A 21645-nucleotide genomic window follows, 5' to 3' on the forward strand; every position below is an offset into this window, starting at 1 on the left:
TCAAATGATAATATGATTCTATTAAGTATGTGATTAATAATCAGCAAAAAAATAAAGGCGGGAAAATCATCCTTCCTTTATTTTGCAATATTATAATGTTACGTTATATATGAACATTATGGGTCAGTCTTTACTGTGGTAACTTTATAAACATTTTTTTCATCAGCCTTTACAGCAATATATAAAACTTTATATTTTCCTGTAAATCCTTTAGCACCATAAACATCATACCATTCCCCATAACTCTTGATTACTGGATTAACAATATTATCTGTTGACTGATACTTGAGTCTTATAGAGTTAGCGATAAAAGTTCCTACCTTAGAATTTATATAATTATATATCGCTTTTTCTTTATCATTATATAAGATGTGTATATTCAAAAATGTACCAGTTGAGAGAATAATAAAAATAATTGTATAAATAGCTAATTTTTTTTTCATGTCTATCCCCCCAAATAAATAGTTTCTATATTGTATTTTTTATAGTTGTTCACTAAACTATAGATTAATTTTATACTAATAATAGCATAAATTTCAAGTATAAGGAATTGAATTGCTATAGCTTTTATTTTTATATTATACCTAAAGGCGCTCTGATAATGCAACAGAAACCTGTACAAAAAAACGTACAGGCTAATCATATAATAATTTCATCTTATTCACTTCATCTTTAATCTCATTAATTAATTCCATGGGTTCTATAACCGTAGCCTCACTACCTAATTGTAATAACCATCTTATTAATCCTATTGATGACTTTGCTATAAATTTAGCTATAAAGTAGCCTTCTTTATCATTACCTTCTTAGTTCCCAACTATAATACTGCAAAGTTTTCACATAAATAGAATTTATCGTTGTTCCATTATTTTATTTCCCAAGCAATATATTAAATTTTACATTATTTTCTTAAAGACAGAGGGAACCTGCTGAAATATATATATATTTCAGCAGGTTCCCTCTGTCTTTAGCCGATTTTTTTTAAAAAATACAGCTCGTTTCTAAATTTTATTTATTAAAAGCTTTTTTAATACCTTTAAATATATACATTACAGCAACTGCTCCTGGATCAGGTGTTCCTAAAGATTTTTCCTGGTAATAAGCCGCCCTTCCATGTACAGGTTTTAAATCTTTCGTCTTTTCAACTCCATTTTGTGCTGCTTCATATGCTTTTTCAAATCCCACACTTAATGTTTTGTTTTCATCTAATGATATAGCTAGGGATTCTACTGCAGGTTGAAGGGCATCTAACATTGTTTTGTTACCTACCTTTGTTTTGCCCCTTTCAATAACTCCTTTTACAGCAGCTCTGCCCATGTTTACCGCATCTTTAAGACTTATTTCGCTAATTCCTGTTACTGCCATAGTAGACGGAACAGTTAAATTCATTTTCATGCCTAACTTCATAAATATTTTACCCATATCTTCAGTTTCAATTTTATCTAACTCATCATAAATAGATTGAAACCCCTTTGTCATTGTTATTCCAAGATCTCCATCTCCCATAGCCGCATCTAGTTGTGTCAAATAGTCTTTTTCATCCTTGAGTACATTAACTATCTCACCTAATATCACTTTCAGAAATTCTTTATTTATTTTCTCCATAAGTTCTACTCCTTTGTATTTAAATTATCTAATTTGTTGAAAAAATGGAGTATATGCTGGCTGATCTAAAAGTTCCTTAAGTTCATCATCTAACTTCAACAAAGAAATTGACATACCAGCCATTTCAAGTGAAGTAGCAAATTCTCCTATATAAGGTCTATATATTACAATACCTTTATTTTTAAGTATTTCATCAGCTTTTCTATAGGCAATGTATAGTTCCTCTAATGGAGTAGCTCCAAGTCCATTAATTAAAATGGAAACTTCATCTCCCTTATTATATGGGAGATCAGAAATTAGTCTATCCATTATATATTCTACTACTTCATCTGATTTTTTTAATTCAGTTCTCAGTATTCCAGGTTCTCCATGTATACCCATTCCTATTTCCATTTCATTTTCATCAATTGAAAAAGTAGCTTTCCCTGCTTCTGGAACAATGCAAGGCGTTAATGCAACTCCCATAGTTCTTGTATTATCAACTGATTTTTGAGCTAATCTTTTCACTTCTTTTAAAGTATTCATCTTTTCAGCAGCCGCTCCAGCTATTTTATACGCATAAAATATTCCAGCAACGCCTCTTCTTCTTTCTTCCTCTCCTTTTGGAGCAGAGGCTATATCATCTGTTACCAGTACTTCTTCAACTTCTATATCTTCAATTGAATCAAGATCTGAAGCCATTCCAAAATTCATTATATCTCCACCATAATTTCCATATAAATGAAGTACACCTGCACCTGTATTTATAGCCTTATCCACTTCATGCATACACTCAGCACTTGGAGATGCAAATACATTTCCTACACTAACTCCATCAGCTAGTCCATACCCCACATATCCAAGAAAAGTTGGAAGATGACCTGATCCTCCCCCTGTAGCTATTGCAACTTTGTTATCTTTTTTATTGTCAGCTCTAACCACACATTTAAAGTTATTATCTACTATTTTCAAATAATCATGATGAGCCGCAATTATTCCTTCTATTGTTTCTCTTGCAAAATCTTCTGGTTTATTTATTAACTTTTTCATTACAGTTATACCTCCACCTATGCTTTGCCTTAAAGTTTTACTTCAGAAGGATACTTCCACTGCTCAAGTTCCTGCGCAGAAAAAGCATCTGGTTCTCTACCACCATTCAACATAAGCGTTCTATAATATATTTCAGCTAATTCTTCTACATAATGAGCCTTTAAAAGTGCTTCTTTAAGATCTACATCTACTGCTACTACTCCATGTTTTTCTAAAAGTATCATGTCTGATTTTTTTATAGGTTCAATTACACTATCTGAAAGAGCTCTTGTTCCTGGTCTTCCATAATTAGCTACTGGAACTACTCCATCCTTTAATCCAAAATTAGCACATTCATATATTATAGCTGGTATTTCTTTTTTTATTACAGCAAAAGAAGTAGCAAAACGAGAATGTGTGTGTACCATAGCAAATATATCTGGTCTTGTTTTATATACTTCAAGATGCATTAATAGCTCACTTGATGGTCGTACGTTTGTTTCCACTTCTATAACCCTAGCCTCCAAGTCTATAACACATATATCATGATAAGTTAATTCTTCTCTATCCACACCTGATGGAGTTATTACAACATAACCTGTTTCTTTATCTCTAATACTAAAGTTCCCTGATTTATGCTTACATAACCCAGTCCTATCAGCTTCCTGTGCAATTATAACAACTTGTTTTTTTAAATTTTCTAACATATCATATCTCTCCTCTTATATTATATTTATATTCATGTTTATATTTTTGTGCTATGTTACCTTTATTTTATGAATCCAACAGATCCTGCATATCTCTTTTCTTCATATCTTTTGCATACCAAAAGAATAGACCAAAGAAACCAATTAGTGAAGCAAGACCAACTACATCTCCATGTATTATATTTAATCCATGAGCAAGTGCCCATCTCAATTCAGGCATTTCCACACCGAAGAAAGCAATAAACTGTCCTGCTGGAATTTCTATAGTTCCTACTGCTTTTGCAAGACTTGTTGTAATAGGTGCAATGCTTGTAGCAACTAATAAATACATTGGTGTTGCTATTAAACCAAGAATAATCATTCTAATTAAATTTCCACCCGTTACAACTAATGCAGGTACAACAACAATTATATTAACAATACCTGCTAAAGGAATAACATTGTTTACGCCTGCTTTAGACATTAATACAGCAATAACTAATTCAAAAGGAACTAATATAATTGCAGCAACCCATATTTCTGCTTGTCCTGCCATAAAAGGCCAGTCAAGACCAATATAAATTTCTCTGCCTTTAAATCTTTTCTTCATGAAAGTACCTGCAGCATCAGCTATTGGTGCAAGTGCCTGCATAAATAATTTTGCTACCATTGGGAAAAGAACAAGAGCCGTAGCAACTTGCATTGCTGTATTTAAAATTCCTTTAAGATCAAATCCACCAAACATGGCTATTAAAGCACCAACTATAAATCCCATGACACTATTTTCACCAAATACGCCTATCTTCTCCTTCATTTGTTGCGCATTTACATTGATCTTATTTATCCCTGGCACAAAATCTAACAGTCTATTTATAGGTGCAAGTACAGCTGCTTGAATTAACATAGGGTGAGTGCATGCAACACCAGGTATTTTTGTAATTTTATATATTTGCTTTTGGGTTATATCGCCACTTTTAAGTTCAACAATGATTTGTATTATTACAGCAACAAATGCTAGTGGTATACTTCCAGTTACTGATGCAACCAAAGTTGCTGTAAAAATCTTACCCCAAACATTCCAAAGATCTACATTCAAACAATCAGTCCATTTTAAAGCTAACATAAGTACATTTATACCTATTTGAATAGGAAATACAGCCAGTGCATAAGGCCAAGCCCATGCTATTGCCGCCATTGGAGCCCACCCAACGTCTATTGCAGATAAATTAATACCTGTGTTTTCAACAAATGCACTAGCTGCAGGGCTAATAGAATTAAACATAAATCCTAAAATTATATTCATACCAGTAAATGCTACTCCTAATGTTATTCCAGCTATTATTGCTCTTTTAGGTTTCATTTTAATAGTCAAGCCAAGTATTATCATAACCATCGGTAAAAATATAGCTGAACCTAAACTTAATATATACTTTACTACTGAACTCATATCTTTTCCCCCTATTAAATTGACTTTATATTCCTGTGTATCAAAGGTAACGAGATTTTTTTATCATTTACACATTTCCTTAAGTTTATCAAACTCTTCATCAATTCCAATACCAGTTAAGAATGGTATTCCACTTAGTGTTGGTTTTCCCCAATCCTTTAAACCAGTTTGGACAATAGAAACATAAATATCACACTGGTCTATAATACTTTCAAGAGATTTAATATCAACCGCATCAACGTTTACATTAAGTCCTTCATCTTCACACATACTTTCAATTTTAGAAGCAACAGTTTGTGAAGTAGCAACTCCTGATCCACATGCAACAATAATATTTTTTCTTTTACTCATAATAAAATCCTCCTCTTATTTTTAGTTTTAATTATTAACAGCTAAGATACAATTTGAGATAATTTATCTATCACCTCTTTCGTAGTTGTTGAATTATAAATGCTAAGTAATTTATCTTTATCAGAAAAAATCGACATCAACTTACCTAATGTTTGTACTTGACGACTTGGATTTTTAATAGCAAGCATAAATATTAATTTCGCTTCAACATCGTTAACTCCACCCCCCATTTCTTTAAAACTAACTGCTTTGTTTAATAATGCAACAAGAATAGCCGGTTTCTCAACATGAATTGCATCAGTATGAGGTATTGCTACTTTTACACCAGCAGTGTTTAATCCCGTCGGATAAATTATTTCTCTTTGTAAAACTCCTTCAGCAAAGGAATCCTTTACATAACCTTGCTCTCTTAATATTTTTGACATGTTTTTCAATAGTTCTTCTTTACTTTCTGCCTCGTAATTAAGTAAAATCAATTTTTCATGAAATAAAATCTCTTTTTCATCCATAATTATATGCTCCTTTACTAAATGTTCTATCTGTATATATTTCAAAGCAAGTCTTATGCCAACATAGTGCATAATACTTTAAACCTGCTGTTTTCTTAATTGTTGTAAAAAAACATGCACTAAAATTATAAATTAATTTTAGTGCATGTCCTTTGTTTGAATATTGTATACATTGTGAATATTATTTAACTACTTGTTATTAATCTTTTCTAAGATGTTTTCATATACACTGTGTGGAATAAAGAAATTACCAGTTCCTGTTCCTAGATTTATTGCAGGTCTGTTTAAACCATGAAAGTCTGTTCCTCCTGAAGGTATTAGATTATATTTATTAATTAAGTAGTCTAAATAATCAATATTTTCTTTACTGTAAGAAGGATAATATCTCTCTATTCCATTAAGTCCTAATGTTATTAAGTATTTTATATGCTCTTCCATTTGAACTTTGCTAAGCCCTTGCAATCCTATTCTTTTATTATAATGTGCTAAAAAAGATAGCCCGCCTGATTTTTTAATAATTTCTATAGTTTCTTTAACTTTAATTAATTCATCCTTAGCATACGCAATTGGATCCAAGTATTTGTCCCAAATATCTTGTGCATTATTACTTATACCACTTTGAATAAAATATTTATGTATATCATACCTATCTAAATATTTATTTAAAGAATTCTTTTTTAATACATCAATATCTATATAAATGCCTTTTGTCTCTAATATTTTAAGTATACTTTCTACACTTGCCTGTCTTGCTTTTTTCATCCTAGTGTAAACTTTTAGAAATTCCACATTATTTGTATCAATACCTAATCCAATAATATGAAGTATCCTTCCATCCTCATACAGTGAACTTATTTCTATTCCCTTAAGAAAATCAATATTATATTTTAAGGCTTCCTCCTCTGCTTCATGAATTCCATCTATGTTATCGTGATCTGTCAAAGCAATTGCTTTAACTCCTTTTTTAAATGCAAGTTGTATTATTTCTTTAGGACTGTATGTACCATCAGACATATATGAATGCACATGTAAATCAATATTATAACTCATTAAATCGCCTCCACACATCAATATGTATTATTATACTTCATTTTTTATGTTTATCAATTTAAAATATACCATTGCTTTTTTCTAAATGATGTAATATTATTATTAAAAAGGAGGCATAATTATGAAAATTGTTTTCTGGTATGTAATCGTTGTGATTGATGTTTCTCTCCTAATCATGTCATTTATTTATAATAATATTTTCTTAACAATATTGTCTTTTATAATTGCTTTAGTACTTAATAAGTTTAAAAATATTATTCCTATTCCTAAGTTATTTCAAAATTTAAATATAATATCCAATAAAAATAAAAAATCTAATAAAAAAAATATTGGTGGGTGAATTTCTTGAAAAATATTGATATTGTTTTCAAATATATATCAGAAAAAATCACAATAGATAATATGGTTGATTCCATAAAAAATCATAATACCTATGGAGTAGATGCTGCTGAAATACAAGAATATTTAAATATAGTCAGAAACAACGCCAGTACTATATTAAGTGAACTATGGAAAACATCAAAACTAGTAAAAATAAATAGTAGACCTGTGACTTTCGTGCCAAAAACCATTATTGAGGCTCTTAATGTAGGCAATACTAAACTTTTAAACAATACATTTACAACTACTGAATTAGAAAGTTTTATTAATAATATAAAAACAGAGAATATCCCAAATGATCCCTTCCAACATTTAATAGGGAGTACTAATAGTCTTTTAACTCAAATAGGTCAAGCTAAAGCAGCTGTCATATATCCACCTAAAGGTCTTCACACCTTAATTTTAGGTGAAAGTGGAGTTGGGAAAACTACCTTTGCTCATGCCATGTATGAATTTGGAAAATCTAAAAAAGACCTTTCCGAAAGCATTTTCCCCTTTATATCTTTTAATTGTTCTGACTATTTTAACAATCCACAGTTGCTATTATCACAATTATTTGGTCACTGTAAAGGTGCATTTACAGGTGCTGAAAAAGAAAACATTGGTTTAGTTGAAAAAGCCAATAACGGAATACTATTTCTTGATGAAATTCATAGACTACTCCATGAGGGACAAGAAATGCTTTTTAATCTTATGGACAAAGGAGAATATCACCGGTTAGGTGAAGCTGGAAAAAAAAGAAAAAGTAATATATTAATTATAGCTGCTACCACTGAAAATCCAAGCGGTACACTTTTGTCTACATTTTTGAGAAGAATCCCTGTACTTATAACTCTCCCCCTTTTCGCACAAAAAGATATCAGTGAAAAAATAGAAATAATTGAAAGTTTATTTTCATATGAATCAATAAATTTGAATATGAAAATTAGAGTTTCACCTGAAGTGCTTAAAGCTCTTGCCCTATATGAATTCAAATTAGGTAATATAGGTCAGTTAAAATCTGAAATAAGACTTCTTTGTGCAAAATTTTTTCTTGAACATCTTCAAAGCAACCAGGAACTTATTATAGAATTTAAAATGTTGGATAAAGAATTACGAGATTTTGTTTTTAATTATAATAATATAAGCGATGATGTTAAAACATATTTAAATATGTTTACAGAAAACCTTATTATATCTCCTTCTTCTGGTAATGATTATCAACCTAGTAAGTCAAAAAAGGATATCTATGAACTTATAATTAAAAAAGTTGATGATTTGAAACTTAAGGGACTTGCTAAAGAATCAATTGACCTAGAAATAAGCACTCTAATTGAGAATCATTTTAGTAATGTAATGAAAACTTTTAATTCAAACAGGTTAAATATAGATCAATTATATAAACTTGTTTCTAAAGATATCGCAGATGCATCTGCTAAGCTAATAATTATTGCACAACAGGAACTTTCTACTAAGTTTAACAATAAATTTATTTTTGCATTTGCATTTCATTTACAATCCCTTTTGAAAAGAATTGCAGATAAAAAACCCATCGTAAACCCTAATGTCTTAAAAATAAAAAAGGACCATCCCGAAGAATTTAGGGTTGCAAAGGTATTAGTCAATCTATTAAATGAGAAATTTAATGTTATTATTCCTGAAGATGAGAAAGGTTTTCTTACCATATTATTGGCAAATAATAAATTAGATGTTATAAAACCAAGTAATATTGGACTTATTGTTTCATGTCATGGTGATAGTACCGCATCTAGTATGTCTAATGTAGCAAATTCACTTTTAAATACGGATTTAGTTAAGGCAATTGATATGCCTCTTGATGTTAATATAACTGAAACTTACAATAGGATAAAAACTACGGCATTAGCCATTAATAAAGGTAACGGTATTCTTTTTCTTGTAGATATGGGGTCTTTAGGTAACTTAGGTAAAAAGCTTATGAATGAAACGGGAATTAAAATCAAAACTATAGCCAATGTATCCACTCTTCTAGTTATAGAATCACTAAGAAACATATTATACAAAGATTCTACTCTTGAAGATATTTACGCCTCTTTGATTAATAAAGATATACCCTACTTTCCAATAAACAAACTTTTAGATGAAAGCTTCCAGAAACAATTCATAAAATTTTTAGATACAAATACAAGTACTAAAAACGAAACTACTAACGATAATAAAAGTGTTTACGAAACTTCTAAGGAAATGCTTGAGCAATATGTTAAATATATAAATCCAAAACTAGCTATAATAAATATAAACAAATTTATTGAAGCTATTAAATTAAATTATAATAGTGAACATCAAGATGATATTATTGATTTTATAGTTCACCTTGGCTGCATGTTAGACCGGTGTATACATAAAGATATTGTAATATTTGAAAATATAGATGATTTTAAAAAAATTCACATTAATCAGTTTCAACAAATAAAGCAGGCTGCAAGTATTCTTGAAAAAGAATATACAATCAATATTAATGATGCTGAGCTATGTTATATTATAAAAATTATAAACAGATAACTGTAAGTTATTCTACTTGCTCAGTGCATAAAAGAACTCCCCTGCCAAAGGCTATGGGAGTTCTTTTATGCTTGTAAATACAAAAGTTCACAATTATTGTTTCTAGACGCAAGCCTTATAGAATAAACTGAAAATAATTTTTAACTTTTATTGCAATTCACTTATGGTTTCTTTAAAAAGCACAACTTTAGAAACATTATATTGCAAATTATCTTATATTATGATAAAATATTTTTGTTTAATGAATGAGGAGGAATGGAAAAATGAACAATAGTTATTATATAAGCATTGCTTGTGGTATCGTTTCACTTTTGTGTGCATTTTTATTAGCCAAAGGTGTCACTAAGGAAAGTACTGGTAACGATAGGATGAAAGAAATAGCAGGGTACATAGAAGAAGGTGCTATGGCATTCTTAAAAAGAGAGTATACTTACCTTGCTATCTTTATTTCAGTAGTCGCTCCCTTAATATTAATTTTCATAAACTGGCAAACAGCAGTTTGTTTCATTGCAGGAGCAATTTTTTCTATTTTAGCAGGTTATTTTGGAATGAAAGTTGCTACTAAAGCTAATGTTAGAACAGCTGAGGCAGCAAGACATGGACAAGAGAAGGCTCTTCAAATTGCTTTTTCAGGTGGAGCTGTAATGGGTTTATCTGTTGTAGGACTAGGAATAGTTGGACTCGGAATTTTATACATAATATTTAATAACAACGTAGATTTTTTAACAGGCTTTGGACTCGGAGCTAGTTCTATAGCTTTATTCGCTCGTGTGGGCGGTGGAATATATACTAAAGCAGCAGACGTTGGAGCTGACTTAGTTGGTAAAGTTGAAATAGGAATCCCAGAAGATGATCCAAGAAACCCAGCAGTAATAGCAGATAACGTTGGAGATAATGTAGGAGACGTAGCTGGCATGGGTGCCGACCTATTTGAATCATATGTTGGCTCTATAATATCAGCATTGACTTTAGGTTCATTATTATATAAAGATGGAACAGGCGCAGCATATCCTTTTGCTCTAGCTTCAATAGGGATTTTAGCATCTATTATAGGAGTATTTATAGCTAGAAAAGGAAAAAATAATAATCCTCAAAAAACCTTAGATACAGGTACTTATATTGGTGGAGGAATCGTAATTGTTTTTGCAGCTGTTTTAAGTAAATATATGTTCAATGACTTTAAAGCATTTGTACCAATTGCTATAGGGTTAGCTGTTGGTATGATCATTGGTAAGATTACAGAAATATATACATCAGCAGAGTACAAACATGTAAAAAATATTGCATATCAATCTAAAACTGGTGCTGCCACAACAATTATATCAGGTTTGGCAGTAGGAATGAAATCAACAGTATATCCTATTATGTTTATAGCAGCAGGTGTTTTAGCATCTTATTATGCTATGGGAGGATACTCAAATACTCTTATGGGTTTATATGGCATTTCATTAGCCGCAGTAGGAATGTTGTCTACTGCAGGATTAACAATAGCTGTTGATGCTTATGGTCCTATAGCAGATAATGCAGGTGGAATTGCAGAAATGTCAAAACTTCCAGCAAGTGTAAGAGAAGTAACCGACAAACTAGATTCAGTTGGAAATACAACAGCTGCTATTGGCAAAGGTTTTGCCATAGGATCTGCAGCACTTACAGCTTTAGCGTTATTTGCATCATATGCACAAAAGGTTCAATTAACTGCTATTGATTTGCTACAACCTGTAACCTTAGTTGGATTACTTATAGGAGCTATGTTACCATTTTTATTTGGAGCTTTGACTATGGAATCAGTTAGTAAAGCTGCTAATGAAATGATCCGAGAGGTTAGAAGACAATTTAAAGTAATACCAGGTCTTATGGAAGGAACTGGTACTCCAGATTATAAAAAATGTGTAGACATATCTACAGCAGCAGCTTTAAAAGAAATGATATTACCAGGAATATTGGCTATTACTGTTCCACTAATTGTTGGAATGCTATTAGGGGCAGAAGCTTTAGGTGGTTTACTTGCAGGAACAGTAAGTAGTGGAGTTTTACTGGCAATATTTATGGCTAACTCAGGTGGCGCATGGGATAATGCGAAGAAATTTATCGAAGTTGGAAATCACGGTGGAAAAGGCAGTGATTGTCATAAAGCCAGCGTTGTTGGAGATACTGTAGGTGATCCATTTAAGGATACTTCAGGCCCCTCAATGAATATACTTATAAAGCTTATGACTATAGTTTCATTAGTATTTGCACCAGTAATATTTCAATATGGTGGAATATTACTAAAATTTCTAAAATAATTGAATACAAAAATGAGTAGGACTATTTTAAGTTTAAAATAGTCCTACTCATTTTTTTTAACAACAATTTATACATTAGACCAGCTACAAATGTACTCCCAGTCATTTGGTGTATTTATATTTTTAATTTCTTGCCACCTGCCTTTTAACCCAAGTTCATTTGCAGATAGCTCAAAATGGCATTTGGCTATGCCAATATCATTTTTTTGCATATCGTAACCAGTTACTCCATAGCCTTTTGTTCTGCAAAGGAAAAAGTGATATGCATTCTTATCTTTTATAATCCTCCAAGGTTGTTTATTTGAAGCAGAAGGTCCAAGTCTTACCATCTCTAATGGAACAGCATATTGTCCCTCACTCTCTTCTTTTAGTGGCACTAAACTATCTACCTCAAAAAACAAGTCACTCCATGGTTTTCGTTTATTAGCACCAATAACTGCTCTCATAGCTGATTCAAAAAGTCTAGGCTTTTCTTTTTTTATTCCTACAGGAGAAACAATTGCTATGAATTCATTATAAGATAAACTCATATTTTGTTCAAAATTACCCTTATTAAAAGTTCCACCGAGCCAACATGTTTGAAGTCCCAAATCCGTTATATAGAGCACAATTTTTTCGAATAAATACCCAAATTCAAGTGCATCTTTTTCTTCTTTATCTAATATTCCAATAATAAATGAATTCGCACCTGATATAATACCATACGTCCCTAGTTTTTTTGCTTTCCCACCATCATTATCATTATTTTGTATAAATATAAACCTAACCCTTAACTTTGTTTCTTCATTAATTTTTGTAATATAATCATTTATCTTTCTAATGGTTATACTTTCAATATTTCTTTGATCATATGACCTGCTTGATGTCCTCATCTTTATAAGTTCAATAACTGACTTTTGAAATTCCATAATTGCTCCTTTTAAATTATTATTGAGTTTAGACAATTTAAATTATAATTTGTTTATATACTTATTATACATTAATTTAAAGTATAAGGAATATGATTATTTAAAAATGGATGCCCGCTGATATTCCAGCTGTAGAATAAGTGAGAGTATATGCAATCTAAAAGTTTTGTGCGGTATTTTATTTAATTTATGATAAAATAAGATATATTGAGTGAAGTTTGGGTAATAATGACTGCTGCAGCTTTTGCTTATAATAAAATAGGATTAGATGAAAATTGTAAAGGAAATAAGAACAGCACTGAAAGAATTAAAAATTGATGGGCCATACATTTTAATGCCCCACTCTATATCTGGCATATATTCTATGTACTATGCTATAAATTACCCGAAAGAAGTGGAGGCAATTATTGGTATTGACATGTCTACACCGAATCAAACAAAAAACCATAAAAACGCTAATATGTCACCAGATTTGACGTTGCTTAATACGTTTGGAATTGTAAGGGGTATTACATATCTTTTGCCAAGTGTTGACGATGGCATTAACAAAAACAACTATTATTCTAGTGAACAAGTTAAAATTAATAAAATTGCAACAGCCTGGAACAGCAGCAATATATCTGTGATAAATGAAAACACAGAACAACTATATGATGTGAAATATCCAAATAAATTACCTGTTTTATCCTTTTTATCAACGGATTCGGTGCACAGCAATAAAGAATGGTTGCCACTTCATAAACAATTAATTTCAAACTCTGATATTCAAAAAATTGAAGTTCTTAGTGGAAATCATTATTTACATTGGACAAACGCAGATAAAATCGTTAAAGTGTCAAACGAATTTATTTCTACATACATAAAATAATGTATGCACCAAACGCAACTATTCTGCTATATTAAACCTTTAGTTTTGAAAATACTCAGTGCGTGGATATATAAGTTTAAAGTAAAAACCTAAGGCTAGATTACCCTAACTTTAGGTTTTAAAATATGTAATTTTAGTATTTATAATCTTAGAATTGCACTAAATTCTCATGTTTTATTGCTTGAGGAGGTTGTTCTAGCCATCCATTATCAATTAGAATATCTGTACCATGTTTAGCATATTTTATATCTTCACTAACATATTTAATATACTTAGCCTGCAGGTCACTCCGCATATTATCTGCTATAGCTATACCTAAATTACCTATCCCTGATGATGCTAACGCTGCTGTATGAATCATCATTAACTTTTCTGAAAAAGGCGCAATTGTGGAGTCAGTTACACATGAATCAGAAGTAGAAGGGATTGGAATACCTTCATCTGTTAAGAGCGAAGTTAATTCACCAATTTGTTTTGATGCAACACTTTTACCTTCGAAGAAAAAGTCAGAATTCTTTTTTATTTTAGAAACTTGCCCAAATCCCGTTGTTATTGCTCTTCCAACTATATTTGAAACAACAATGGAAAAAATGTGAGTTATTTCGCATGTAAGCAAAGGTCTTTTTTCTCCAAACCAATCATATATAAAACTTTGAGCTTTTACATATTGAACCTCTTTAGGCACATCTATTCTTGGAGCTCTAATAAAAACACCCATTGATAATCGAACATTTGCTGAATGATTAAAAAATTCAACATTCATATTAATGCATTTTGAAAAGTAATCTCTAATATCAGAACGAGCTATATGATTTAAAATTAAAGCGTAATTATGCAATGCAAATCTTGCTATGAAACCCAAGTATTGCAAATAGAAAGAATCAGTAAACAAACGTGGAGCATTTATATTAACATCGCTGTCGCTAATTCCATCTGGTATTGATAGTTCCTCTTCATTAAAAAAAATAGTTAAATCTTTAATATGTTCATTTGATATATCCAAACATTCCTGTAAAACACCACGAATTTCTTCACATTCTACGTGGTTTAGAAAATACTTCATGATAGATACTAGCATTGAAGAAATCATGTATGACTTCCATAACCCTGTTACTTCTGACGCAATTAGTGGTATTTTTTTTACATCATTCATAATAAAACCCTCCTATTTTATAGCTGATAAATTTAGTATTCTCTTTTTATAAATTAATATGTTTTTATTTATGAACATCTTTCTTAAACATAGTCAATATTTTAAGTAAAACGTTAATTAAATATAAAAAACCGCCTGGATAAATTCATCTTACCCAGACGGTGGATATTTTCCTTTAATTATGCTCCCTATGGTAGGAAGAGTTGCAGGCCACATTTCAGTAATTGGTTTTCTAATTCTAAAGAGTTATGATTTACTTATAAAAAATACGGCTAATGCACCTGGTCCACTATGTGATCCCACAGAAGGTCCAATTTCTCCTATCATAAAATCCGTTATACCAAATTTTTCAGATAATATTTTTACTAATTTATCGCATTCTGTTTTATCTTCTGAATATGCCAGCATTGTTGTAAAAGCTGTATCTATGTTCTTACCTCTTATATATTCTACTATTTTTCTGACTCCTGCTTTTCTACCTTTAGCCTTCTCAATTGGCTCAAGCAACCCGTTTTTTATTGTGAGTATAGGTTTTATACCAAGCATCCCTCCTATATTCGCCTTTGCTGGAGAAATTCTACCGCCTCGTTTAAGCATTTCCATTGTATCTAAATAAACAATTGATTGTTGCCTTTTTATTAATTGGTTTATATAACTTATTATTTCATCTATATTTTTACCTTCCCTAACTTTTTTTGCAGCCTCAACTACTAGAAAACCTAAACCAATAGTTACTGTTTCAGAGTCAATTATATGTATCCTATCACTTTGTATACTATCTTTTGCTATGCGTGCAGAATTATTGGTTCCGCTAAGCTCTCTTGAAAGAGTTATACATAATATATCATTTCCATCAGCTAGTTCTTTTTCAAATATTTGTTCAAAAGCATAGGGTTGTACTTGTGCAGTTTTCGGAAAAATATTCTTTTCCTTTATTTTTTCAAAAAAAGTAGTACTATCTAAGTTAACTTTATCTAGATATATTTCTCCATTTATGTCTACAGTTATAGGCGCAAATTTTATATTATATTCTGCCATTAAATTTATATCTAAGTCACTTGTGCTATCTGTTACAATTGTAATATTGTTCATTTCAGCAAAGCTCCTTTCATATTATTGAAAAATTATAATGCGTTTATATTTTTATAATATTCGCGTTTCATACCGTTTATTCTTATCTTTTTTTAAAACAGAAATATATATATTTTTTTCAGCAGTTCCCCTCTTTGGCTTTCACCATTTTTTTGTTTGTATTCTTTTCATACTGTCTTAAAATTACAACAAGTTATATAATTTCTCCCTATATCTATCTTCATTAAATAACTCTTCATTTTTTAAAATATAATGTAGTTCCTCTACTAGAACTGCTCCAATCATTTTCTTTACAATATCTTCTGCATATCCACTAGCTACTAATTTTTCAAAAACTTCATTTGTACATTCAGGATTATTATCCCTCATTTGATTTTCAACAATTTCTGTAATGTGATCTTTTAATTTATCATTTTTCAAGATTTCATTTCCCCTTTATATGATTATTATTTAATACAAAACTAATATATCATTATATCATAAGTTATATATATTCTTCCATAGCAATGCTTTATATTCTAGCTAACATAGCTTAAATTTAAACAATAAAATATTACTATTCTGTAGCCCTCATAATCAGACTGGATGAGTATGGACTTAAACGAGCTTGAGAAACTAATGCATGAAGAAGCTATGGTATTCTTTGACGAAGGATATTTATTTGGTGAAGAAGGAAATGGATACGAGCGTATGAATAGAGCATCCATTGGGTACGTTTTTTGACATTTGCCACGTGGGTGGTACCATAAAATTGAGGAATTAATTAAACTTATAAGTTGTAGATGGTTTAAACCTATAAAATTTGAAAAATAGTAAGTTAAATGTTAACTATCCCCTTGGTGGGGTAGCTAATAGGGGGAGTTTTTTATTAGTGTGTGAATAATTAGAGGGGGGTATAATTGGGAAATGATAGTATAATTAATATGATTGTCGAAGAATGTTGAAATATAATGACACAAATGGTATAATTATAGTATAGCAGGACAATAATAACTAATAGTACTTATATTTATGAAAAAAGTATTAAATTGGATATAAAAACTTATGTTGCTTTTTTTTTAAAAATCGGGAAAATGTCAGCAAGTGTTACTAGTTTTTGTGAAACCAACGCATCTATAAAGCAACAAAATGAGCAAAGAAATACTTTTGCAACTGGCAAGAGATCTATAAGTTAATTTGATTTTTCCTTGTTTCTCTTCTATGGAACCGGAAAAGAAAGGAGTACTTGTATGTTAAACAAAGCTAAAACATTAAAGAATTACAAATTGAACAGCCTCGATGGGGAAATAGGTAAGGCGAAAGAATTCTATTTCGATGATCAAAACTGGAGCATTCGATATCTGATGGCCGATACAGGAAATTGGTTAACTGGTAGACGGGTGTTAATCTCACCTAATTCAATAGTCTCCATTTGTAAAGAAGAGGAATACATCAGCATTAATTTGACCAAAAGTAAAATTGAGAACAGTCCAACCTTGGACAGTCATAAGCCAGTCTCGAGACAATTCCAGGAAAAATTGAATGGATATTTTGATTTGCCAATGCATTGTGTTGGGCAACAAATGGTAGGCGTTTGCCCACCAGATGTGGGCGCATATCCCTTGATTGAGACTAAGAATAACAAAGAAAAGGTTATAGAATCTACTATGTCTGATAATGAATGGGATCCACATTTACGTAGCACACATAAGGTGAGTGGCTACGACATTCAGGCCATGGATGGTAAGATTGGCCACGTTGATGATTTTATTATAGATGAAGAGACATGGGAGATACGTTATCTGATAATTGATACACAGAATTGGTTGCCAGGGAAAAAGATCGTGCTTTCAACACAATGGATAAGTTGCCTTAGTTGGGACGAGTCAAAAGTATTCGTAAACTTTCTGTGTAAGGATATCAAGCAGTCACCGGAGTACACGGAAGAATCTATATTAAACCGAGACTATGAGATTAGACTATATGAACATTATAATCGTAAGGGATACTGGCAGGTTGAACAGGATGTCAAGAACAATTCTCGTTAGGTAAAATTAGCATTTATATTTAAAAGTTTATTATTCCCTTCAAAAATAATCGAGAAGATGATTGTTTTTGAAGGGAATAATATTTGTTGTAACTTTGCTTTATGGGACTTAGGTCATCGGCATATGGAAACAGCAAGCTGTTGAGAGAGAGTTTAACATAAAATGGGTCATTCATCTACTGGAGAAAAGTCTGCTTCTATTGTATTCTTCACCTGCTGCAACAAAAATCTGTTTCGATAGCGTTATGAGTGTATCTTTATCAAGATACACAACATGGCTTAATTCCTCAGTAAGTTTTTTGCGATATAGGTTTTTCCACTTGCTGGCGGTGATGTTACTAAAATTAATTTTTTCACAACAATACAAAAGGGAAGTTCATAAAATGAACTCCCCTTTTGTATCTTTAAAATAGTTTATAAATAAATTCAAATAATGTTTAATCACTACTCCTCTGGTTCATTATTTTAGTGCGAGAAAAAAACAGGGTTTTTAATTCCCTGTTAGCATTTTAACTATAATAAATTTATCCAATCTCTCCTACCATATAATATTCTAATAATAGTAACTGTTTTACTTTCATCATTAGCAATATAAAATACAATATAGTTATCCACCATAATTTTTCGTATCCCTATATAAGCTAATCTTTCATAATTTACTAATGCATTCCTTAGTGGCATATCTTCTAAAGAACTATTTCCTTTAGCAATTTTTGAAATTACTTTTTTTTGCAGTTTCAGTTTCTAAAAGTTCTTTGAATATATAAGCACCAATTTCATATAGATCCTCTTCAGCAGGTTTAGTAATTTGAATATTGAAAGTGCTCATTTTATAAGACTTTCTGTATATCATCCAATGCTTCTTTAAAAGGTCTCACCATTTTTTTTTGCATTGCATCTACACCATCCTGAATCTCACATGACTGAAGGCACGTGGTTCTTATCTTCTTAAACTTCCATAATACTCTCATTTATAGGGATTGTATTCCTTCTATATCTTACATCATACTATGACTCATCTAATTACAATAAGACTTTTACTACCAAAGACTACATTTAGCCCATTAACGATAGTATAATGGCTCGGTTCAAAACCATGTTTGTTAGTATTTATATACCCATACTGGATATTAATTTATTACCATTTTCTTTTAATATTCTAAGTCTATTTATTTCTCTATCATGTAATTTCTTAAAATTATCATAACTCTCAAAACATAAATTTCTATTAATACTTTCTAAATCATTGCTGACATTCATTATTAAAAATGCAGAGTAACAGTCTCGTTGATTTCCAGTAGAAAAATTCCATCTATCCTTTAATTCTTTTTTTATGTAATCATCAGTAAAATGATTGTACTGACTAGCCTTCACTTTATGTGTATTTATTTTCAATATTTCCAGTTCATCATATTTAAGTTTTCTATTAATTATCTCTATTAATTTAGAAGACGCTTTATTGGATAAGGATTTACCAAATCTTTTCTTCTTATTAAATTTACCAGTCCTCTCATTAATAGTGGTTTTCTTACTTCTTTTTTGTAATCCTTTAAAATTCACGTTTTCAACTAAGATTCTATCACCTAATGAAATTATATAATTTGCCAACTTCTCGTGGGATTGTTTTCTAATATCAGTTTGTTTCCTTTGAATATCCTTTAATTCCATTTGAGTTTTAATATATTTTTTAGACTTAACCCATATTAATTTCTCTTTCTTTCCATTAATTACAATACCAAATTTTATAGTTCCATCACTATTGTAATTATTCGGATTATTAGCACGTCTTTGCCTATCTAATTTTCTTGATAATTTAGTTTTTATATCCTGAATGTTATTAATCTCAGGACATAATTCTAATAATTTAACATCATATTTGCTAGATATTGCAATTGTTTGAGTTCCTATATCTATTAAAGCATTACCTATCCCTATACTTCTTTTTACATCACCATTTTCTTTATTATATTTTACTGGCGATATACCTTCCATTATTAATTGCACATAGTACTTATATTTACCGCGAATAAATTTTCTTATTATTCTACAATACTTAATTCTATCTTGAATAGCCTTTTGAGCATAAATATCATTAGATTTTATAATTATTGGAATATTTAATCCATTCCATTTAATAATCCCGTCTCTATAAGTTATCCCACTTTTATTCCATTTACCTTCAACACTTCTTAATTCATCATATTTAATAAAATTAACCCTTTGTGCATCTTTAAATATTAGCTTTTCTAATGCTTTAGAGGCTCTACTCGCTAATGCTTGAGCAGTTTTATTATCTATATTCTTATTAAATGGCTTATACATTGGTGTCATGTAATTTATAAGTGAATATTCATTAATGCCGTATCCTCTTAATAAATCAGTTAACTCTTTGTATTTTTGTTTTCTTAGTTGTTCATATATTTTAGATTTTTTACTCTCTTCATCTTTAAAATATAATTTATTGATTTCTGCTAATTCTTTTCTTATTTTTTTATATACCTTTAATTCGCTTAAAGCATTAAATTTTTTTAACCCTAGCCCTAAAATAGCATTGTAAAGTTTTCTACATATTTCAAATCTTTTATTTAAGATTATTTCGTCTCTATTATTTGTATCTAAACTAAGAGTTAAAACATAATTAGGAGTTATTTGTTTTGCCAATGGATATTCACCTCGCTTTCTATTTTTTCTTTTGACCATTTATATATTCCTTTATATCTTCTTTTTCATTTTACTACTTCTTTTCTAGTATTATTATGTCCTATATATGCATTTATTACAACAAAAATACGAACATATATTCTGTTCATAAATTATAAAAAGTTTTTACTTTCGCAAAGAACCACTAACTCATCACTGAAGTAACGAGTGTGCGTGGTTCAGTTATCAAATATATATAAGAAACTTTGTTTTTCTATTAAATCTAACTCTCCAATCTCCACTTCAGCTGCACTAGGACCTTCGTTATTGTAAGGACATTTAAATGATTTTTTTGACCATGGTTCTCCGTCTATAAAAAATGAATACATATGTTCATTATCGAATTCAAATGCCTCTTGAATTAAATTATGTAAATCATGTAAAGTGTCATGTGCAGCTAATTGTATCTTTGACCATGTTTGCTTATCTAATGATACTTTGAATGTGTATATCCCATCTTTAAACTTAATTACCTTTCTAGGTAGTGTTTTTTCTAGCTCTACATCATCAAATATACCTTTGAATACAGTAAGAAATTCTTCATCAAATTCTATGTTCCAGTCGCCATATTCTTTTCTATGGCTTATATTCCACTCTGTTAAATTTCTTTTTTCATCTAATATTTTAATTATCTTCTCGCCCAATGGAGTTATTATAACTTCCTTCATAAAGAAAATTTTGGAAATACTGTACTTCAATTTCATTTCAGCATCTTCTATAACATCCATAACTCCAAAATAAGATAAATATAATAATATGGTGCTTATATCCCTTGCAAATTCATTTATTAAAAACCTCTTATTTGCTTTTTTTCCAATAACCATTTCCATTTTTATAGCAACCTTCATTGCATCTAAACTATTATAAGATTGAAATTCTAGTTTTTCAAAATCACAATCTACCCATAATATCTCTAACAAAAAAATATATTTTTCTAACTCATTTAGCTGTTTGAACATCTCAACCTTTTCTGTAGCTTTTAATGCTCATTTACCGCCACTTATTTTTGATTCTGAGTATAATTCACTTAAATACTCACACCTTCACCATAAATTA

General features: G+C 30.3%; 24 protein-coding genes and 1 pseudogene. 7 read left to right on the forward strand and 18 right to left on the reverse strand.

The genetic code is table 11. The annotated features are described in order from the left end of the window. Positions 1-116: 116 nt before the first annotated feature. The 9 genes and pseudogenes from ACREWB_RS21210 to ACREWB_RS21250 form a co-directional block, all read right to left on the reverse strand. Positions 117-443, reverse strand: coding sequence for a hypothetical protein (locus ACREWB_RS21210; protein WP_431549471.1), 327 nt, complete (start codon positions 441-443; stop codon positions 117-119). Between the two features lie 192 nt (positions 444-635). Further along, positions 636-785: pseudogene (locus tag ACREWB_RS21215) on the reverse strand (WCX domain-containing protein); the annotation flags it as partial. 223 nt (positions 786-1008) lie between these two features. After that, positions 1009-1605 (reverse strand): dihydroxyacetone kinase subunit L, encoded by a 597-nt coding sequence (locus ACREWB_RS21220; protein ID WP_431549472.1) that lies wholly within the window; start codon positions 1603-1605, stop codon positions 1009-1011. 24 nt (positions 1606-1629) lie between these two features. Then, positions 1630-2634: a dihydroxyacetone kinase subunit DhaK gene (locus ACREWB_RS21225; protein ID WP_431549473.1), complete on the reverse strand. Its 1005-nt coding sequence runs from the start codon at positions 2632-2634 to the stop codon at positions 1630-1632. 29 nt (positions 2635-2663) lie between these two features. Then, positions 2664-3320 (reverse strand): class II aldolase/adducin family protein, encoded by a 657-nt coding sequence (locus ACREWB_RS21230; RefSeq protein ID WP_431549474.1) that lies wholly within the window; start codon positions 3318-3320, stop codon positions 2664-2666. Between the two features lie 67 nt (positions 3321-3387). Then, complete coding sequence (locus tag ACREWB_RS21235) at positions 3388-4746, reverse strand: PTS galactitol transporter subunit IIC (protein ID WP_431549475.1); 1359 nt, start codon at positions 4744-4746, stop codon at positions 3388-3390. Positions 4747-4809: 63 nt separating this feature from the next. After that, positions 4810-5097, reverse strand: a complete 288-nt coding sequence (locus tag ACREWB_RS21240; RefSeq protein WP_431549476.1) for a PTS sugar transporter subunit IIB — start codon at positions 5095-5097, stop codon at positions 4810-4812. Between the two features lie 41 nt (positions 5098-5138). Next, a complete protein-coding gene (locus ACREWB_RS21245) occupies positions 5139-5678 on the reverse strand; it encodes a PTS sugar transporter subunit IIA (RefSeq protein ID WP_431549477.1) in 540 nt (179 codons plus the stop codon). A gap of 117 nt (positions 5679-5795) precedes the next feature. Further along, positions 5796-6656 (reverse strand): PHP domain-containing protein, encoded by an 861-nt coding sequence (locus ACREWB_RS21250; protein WP_431549478.1) that lies wholly within the window; start codon positions 6654-6656, stop codon positions 5796-5798. A 121-nt stretch (positions 6657-6777) separates the two neighbouring features. Between ACREWB_RS21250 and ACREWB_RS21255 the strand changes: the two genes are divergently transcribed. From ACREWB_RS21255 to ACREWB_RS21265, 3 genes are all read left to right on the forward strand, one after another. Beyond that, on the forward strand, positions 6778-6996 hold the full coding sequence (locus tag ACREWB_RS21255) for a hypothetical protein (protein WP_431549479.1): 219 nt from the start codon (positions 6778-6780) through the stop codon (positions 6994-6996). Positions 6997-7001: 5 nt separating this feature from the next. Further along, positions 7002-9557, forward strand: a complete 2556-nt coding sequence (locus tag ACREWB_RS21260) for a sigma-54-dependent transcriptional regulator (RefSeq protein ID WP_431549480.1) — start codon at positions 7002-7004, stop codon at positions 9555-9557. Positions 9558-9820: 263 nt separating this feature from the next. Beyond that, positions 9821-11842, forward strand: coding sequence for a sodium-translocating pyrophosphatase (locus ACREWB_RS21265; protein ID WP_431549481.1), 2022 nt, complete (start codon positions 9821-9823; stop codon positions 11840-11842). Between the two features lie 68 nt (positions 11843-11910). Here the strand turns inward: ACREWB_RS21265 and ACREWB_RS21270 are convergent, their stop codons facing one another. Further along, on the reverse strand, positions 11911-12750 hold the full coding sequence (locus ACREWB_RS21270) for a nitroreductase family protein (RefSeq protein WP_431549482.1): 840 nt from the start codon (positions 12748-12750) through the stop codon (positions 11911-11913). 268 nt (positions 12751-13018) lie between these two features. Between ACREWB_RS21270 and ACREWB_RS21275 the strand changes: the two genes are divergently transcribed. Continuing rightward, a complete protein-coding gene (locus ACREWB_RS21275; RefSeq protein ID WP_431549483.1) occupies positions 13019-13618 on the forward strand; it encodes a hypothetical protein in 600 nt (199 codons plus the stop codon). A 148-nt stretch (positions 13619-13766) separates the two neighbouring features. Here ACREWB_RS21275 and ACREWB_RS21280 read toward each other — a convergent pair whose 3' ends face one another. From ACREWB_RS21280 to ACREWB_RS21290, 3 genes are all read right to left on the reverse strand, one after another. Beyond that, entirely contained in the window at positions 13767-14771 is a 1005-nt protein-coding gene (locus ACREWB_RS21280; protein WP_431549484.1) for a DUF3231 family protein, read from the reverse strand. A 246-nt stretch (positions 14772-15017) separates the two neighbouring features. Beyond that, positions 15018-15863 (reverse strand): DegV family protein, encoded by an 846-nt coding sequence (locus ACREWB_RS21285; RefSeq protein ID WP_431549485.1) that lies wholly within the window; start codon positions 15861-15863, stop codon positions 15018-15020. Between the two features lie 183 nt (positions 15864-16046). Next, on the reverse strand, positions 16047-16283 hold the full coding sequence (locus ACREWB_RS21290) for a hypothetical protein (protein ID WP_431549486.1): 237 nt from the start codon (positions 16281-16283) through the stop codon (positions 16047-16049). Between the two features lie 165 nt (positions 16284-16448). Between ACREWB_RS21290 and ACREWB_RS21295 the strand changes: the two genes are divergently transcribed. From ACREWB_RS21295 to ACREWB_RS21305, 3 genes are all read left to right on the forward strand, one after another. Next, on the forward strand, positions 16449-16586 hold the full coding sequence (locus tag ACREWB_RS21295) for a hypothetical protein (protein ID WP_431549487.1): 138 nt from the start codon (positions 16449-16451) through the stop codon (positions 16584-16586). Positions 16587-16891: 305 nt separating this feature from the next. Further along, positions 16892-17038, forward strand: coding sequence for a hypothetical protein (locus ACREWB_RS21300; RefSeq protein WP_431549488.1), 147 nt, complete (start codon positions 16892-16894; stop codon positions 17036-17038). A gap of 54 nt (positions 17039-17092) precedes the next feature. Next, positions 17093-17890: a PRC-barrel domain containing protein gene (locus ACREWB_RS21305; protein WP_431549489.1), complete on the forward strand. Its 798-nt coding sequence runs from the start codon at positions 17093-17095 to the stop codon at positions 17888-17890. A gap of 512 nt (positions 17891-18402) precedes the next feature. On the opposite strand, the gene ACREWB_RS21310 is transcribed toward ACREWB_RS21305, so the two are convergent. The 5 genes from ACREWB_RS21310 to ACREWB_RS21330 form a co-directional block, all read right to left on the reverse strand. Continuing rightward, complete coding sequence (locus ACREWB_RS21310) at positions 18403-18570, reverse strand: type II toxin-antitoxin system RelE/ParE family toxin (RefSeq protein WP_431549490.1); 168 nt, start codon at positions 18568-18570, stop codon at positions 18403-18405. 22 nt (positions 18571-18592) lie between these two features. Beyond that, positions 18593-18718, reverse strand: coding sequence for a hypothetical protein (locus tag ACREWB_RS21315; RefSeq protein ID WP_431549491.1), 126 nt, complete (start codon positions 18716-18718; stop codon positions 18593-18595). 1 nt (position 18719) lies between these two features. After that, the gene (locus tag ACREWB_RS21320; protein ID WP_431549492.1) at positions 18720-18860 is read right to left on the reverse strand and encodes a hypothetical protein; all 141 of its coding nucleotides are present in this window, start codon (positions 18858-18860) and stop codon (positions 18720-18722) included. 139 nt (positions 18861-18999) lie between these two features. Continuing rightward, on the reverse strand, positions 19000-20550 hold the full coding sequence (locus ACREWB_RS21325; protein WP_431549493.1) for an RNA-guided endonuclease TnpB family protein: 1551 nt from the start codon (positions 20548-20550) through the stop codon (positions 19000-19002). A 218-nt stretch (positions 20551-20768) separates the two neighbouring features. Continuing rightward, positions 20769-21548 carry an IS1096 element passenger TnpR family protein gene (locus tag ACREWB_RS21330; RefSeq protein WP_431549494.1) on the reverse strand — a complete coding sequence of 260 codons (780 nt, stop codon included), beginning with the start codon at positions 21546-21548 and terminating at the stop codon, positions 20769-20771. Between the last annotated feature and the right edge of the window lie 97 nt (positions 21549-21645).

Origin of the sequence: Clostridium sp., assembly GCF_050717635.1 — a bacterium.
Lineage (GTDB): Bacteria > Bacillota > Clostridia > Clostridiales > Clostridiaceae > Clostridium_AD.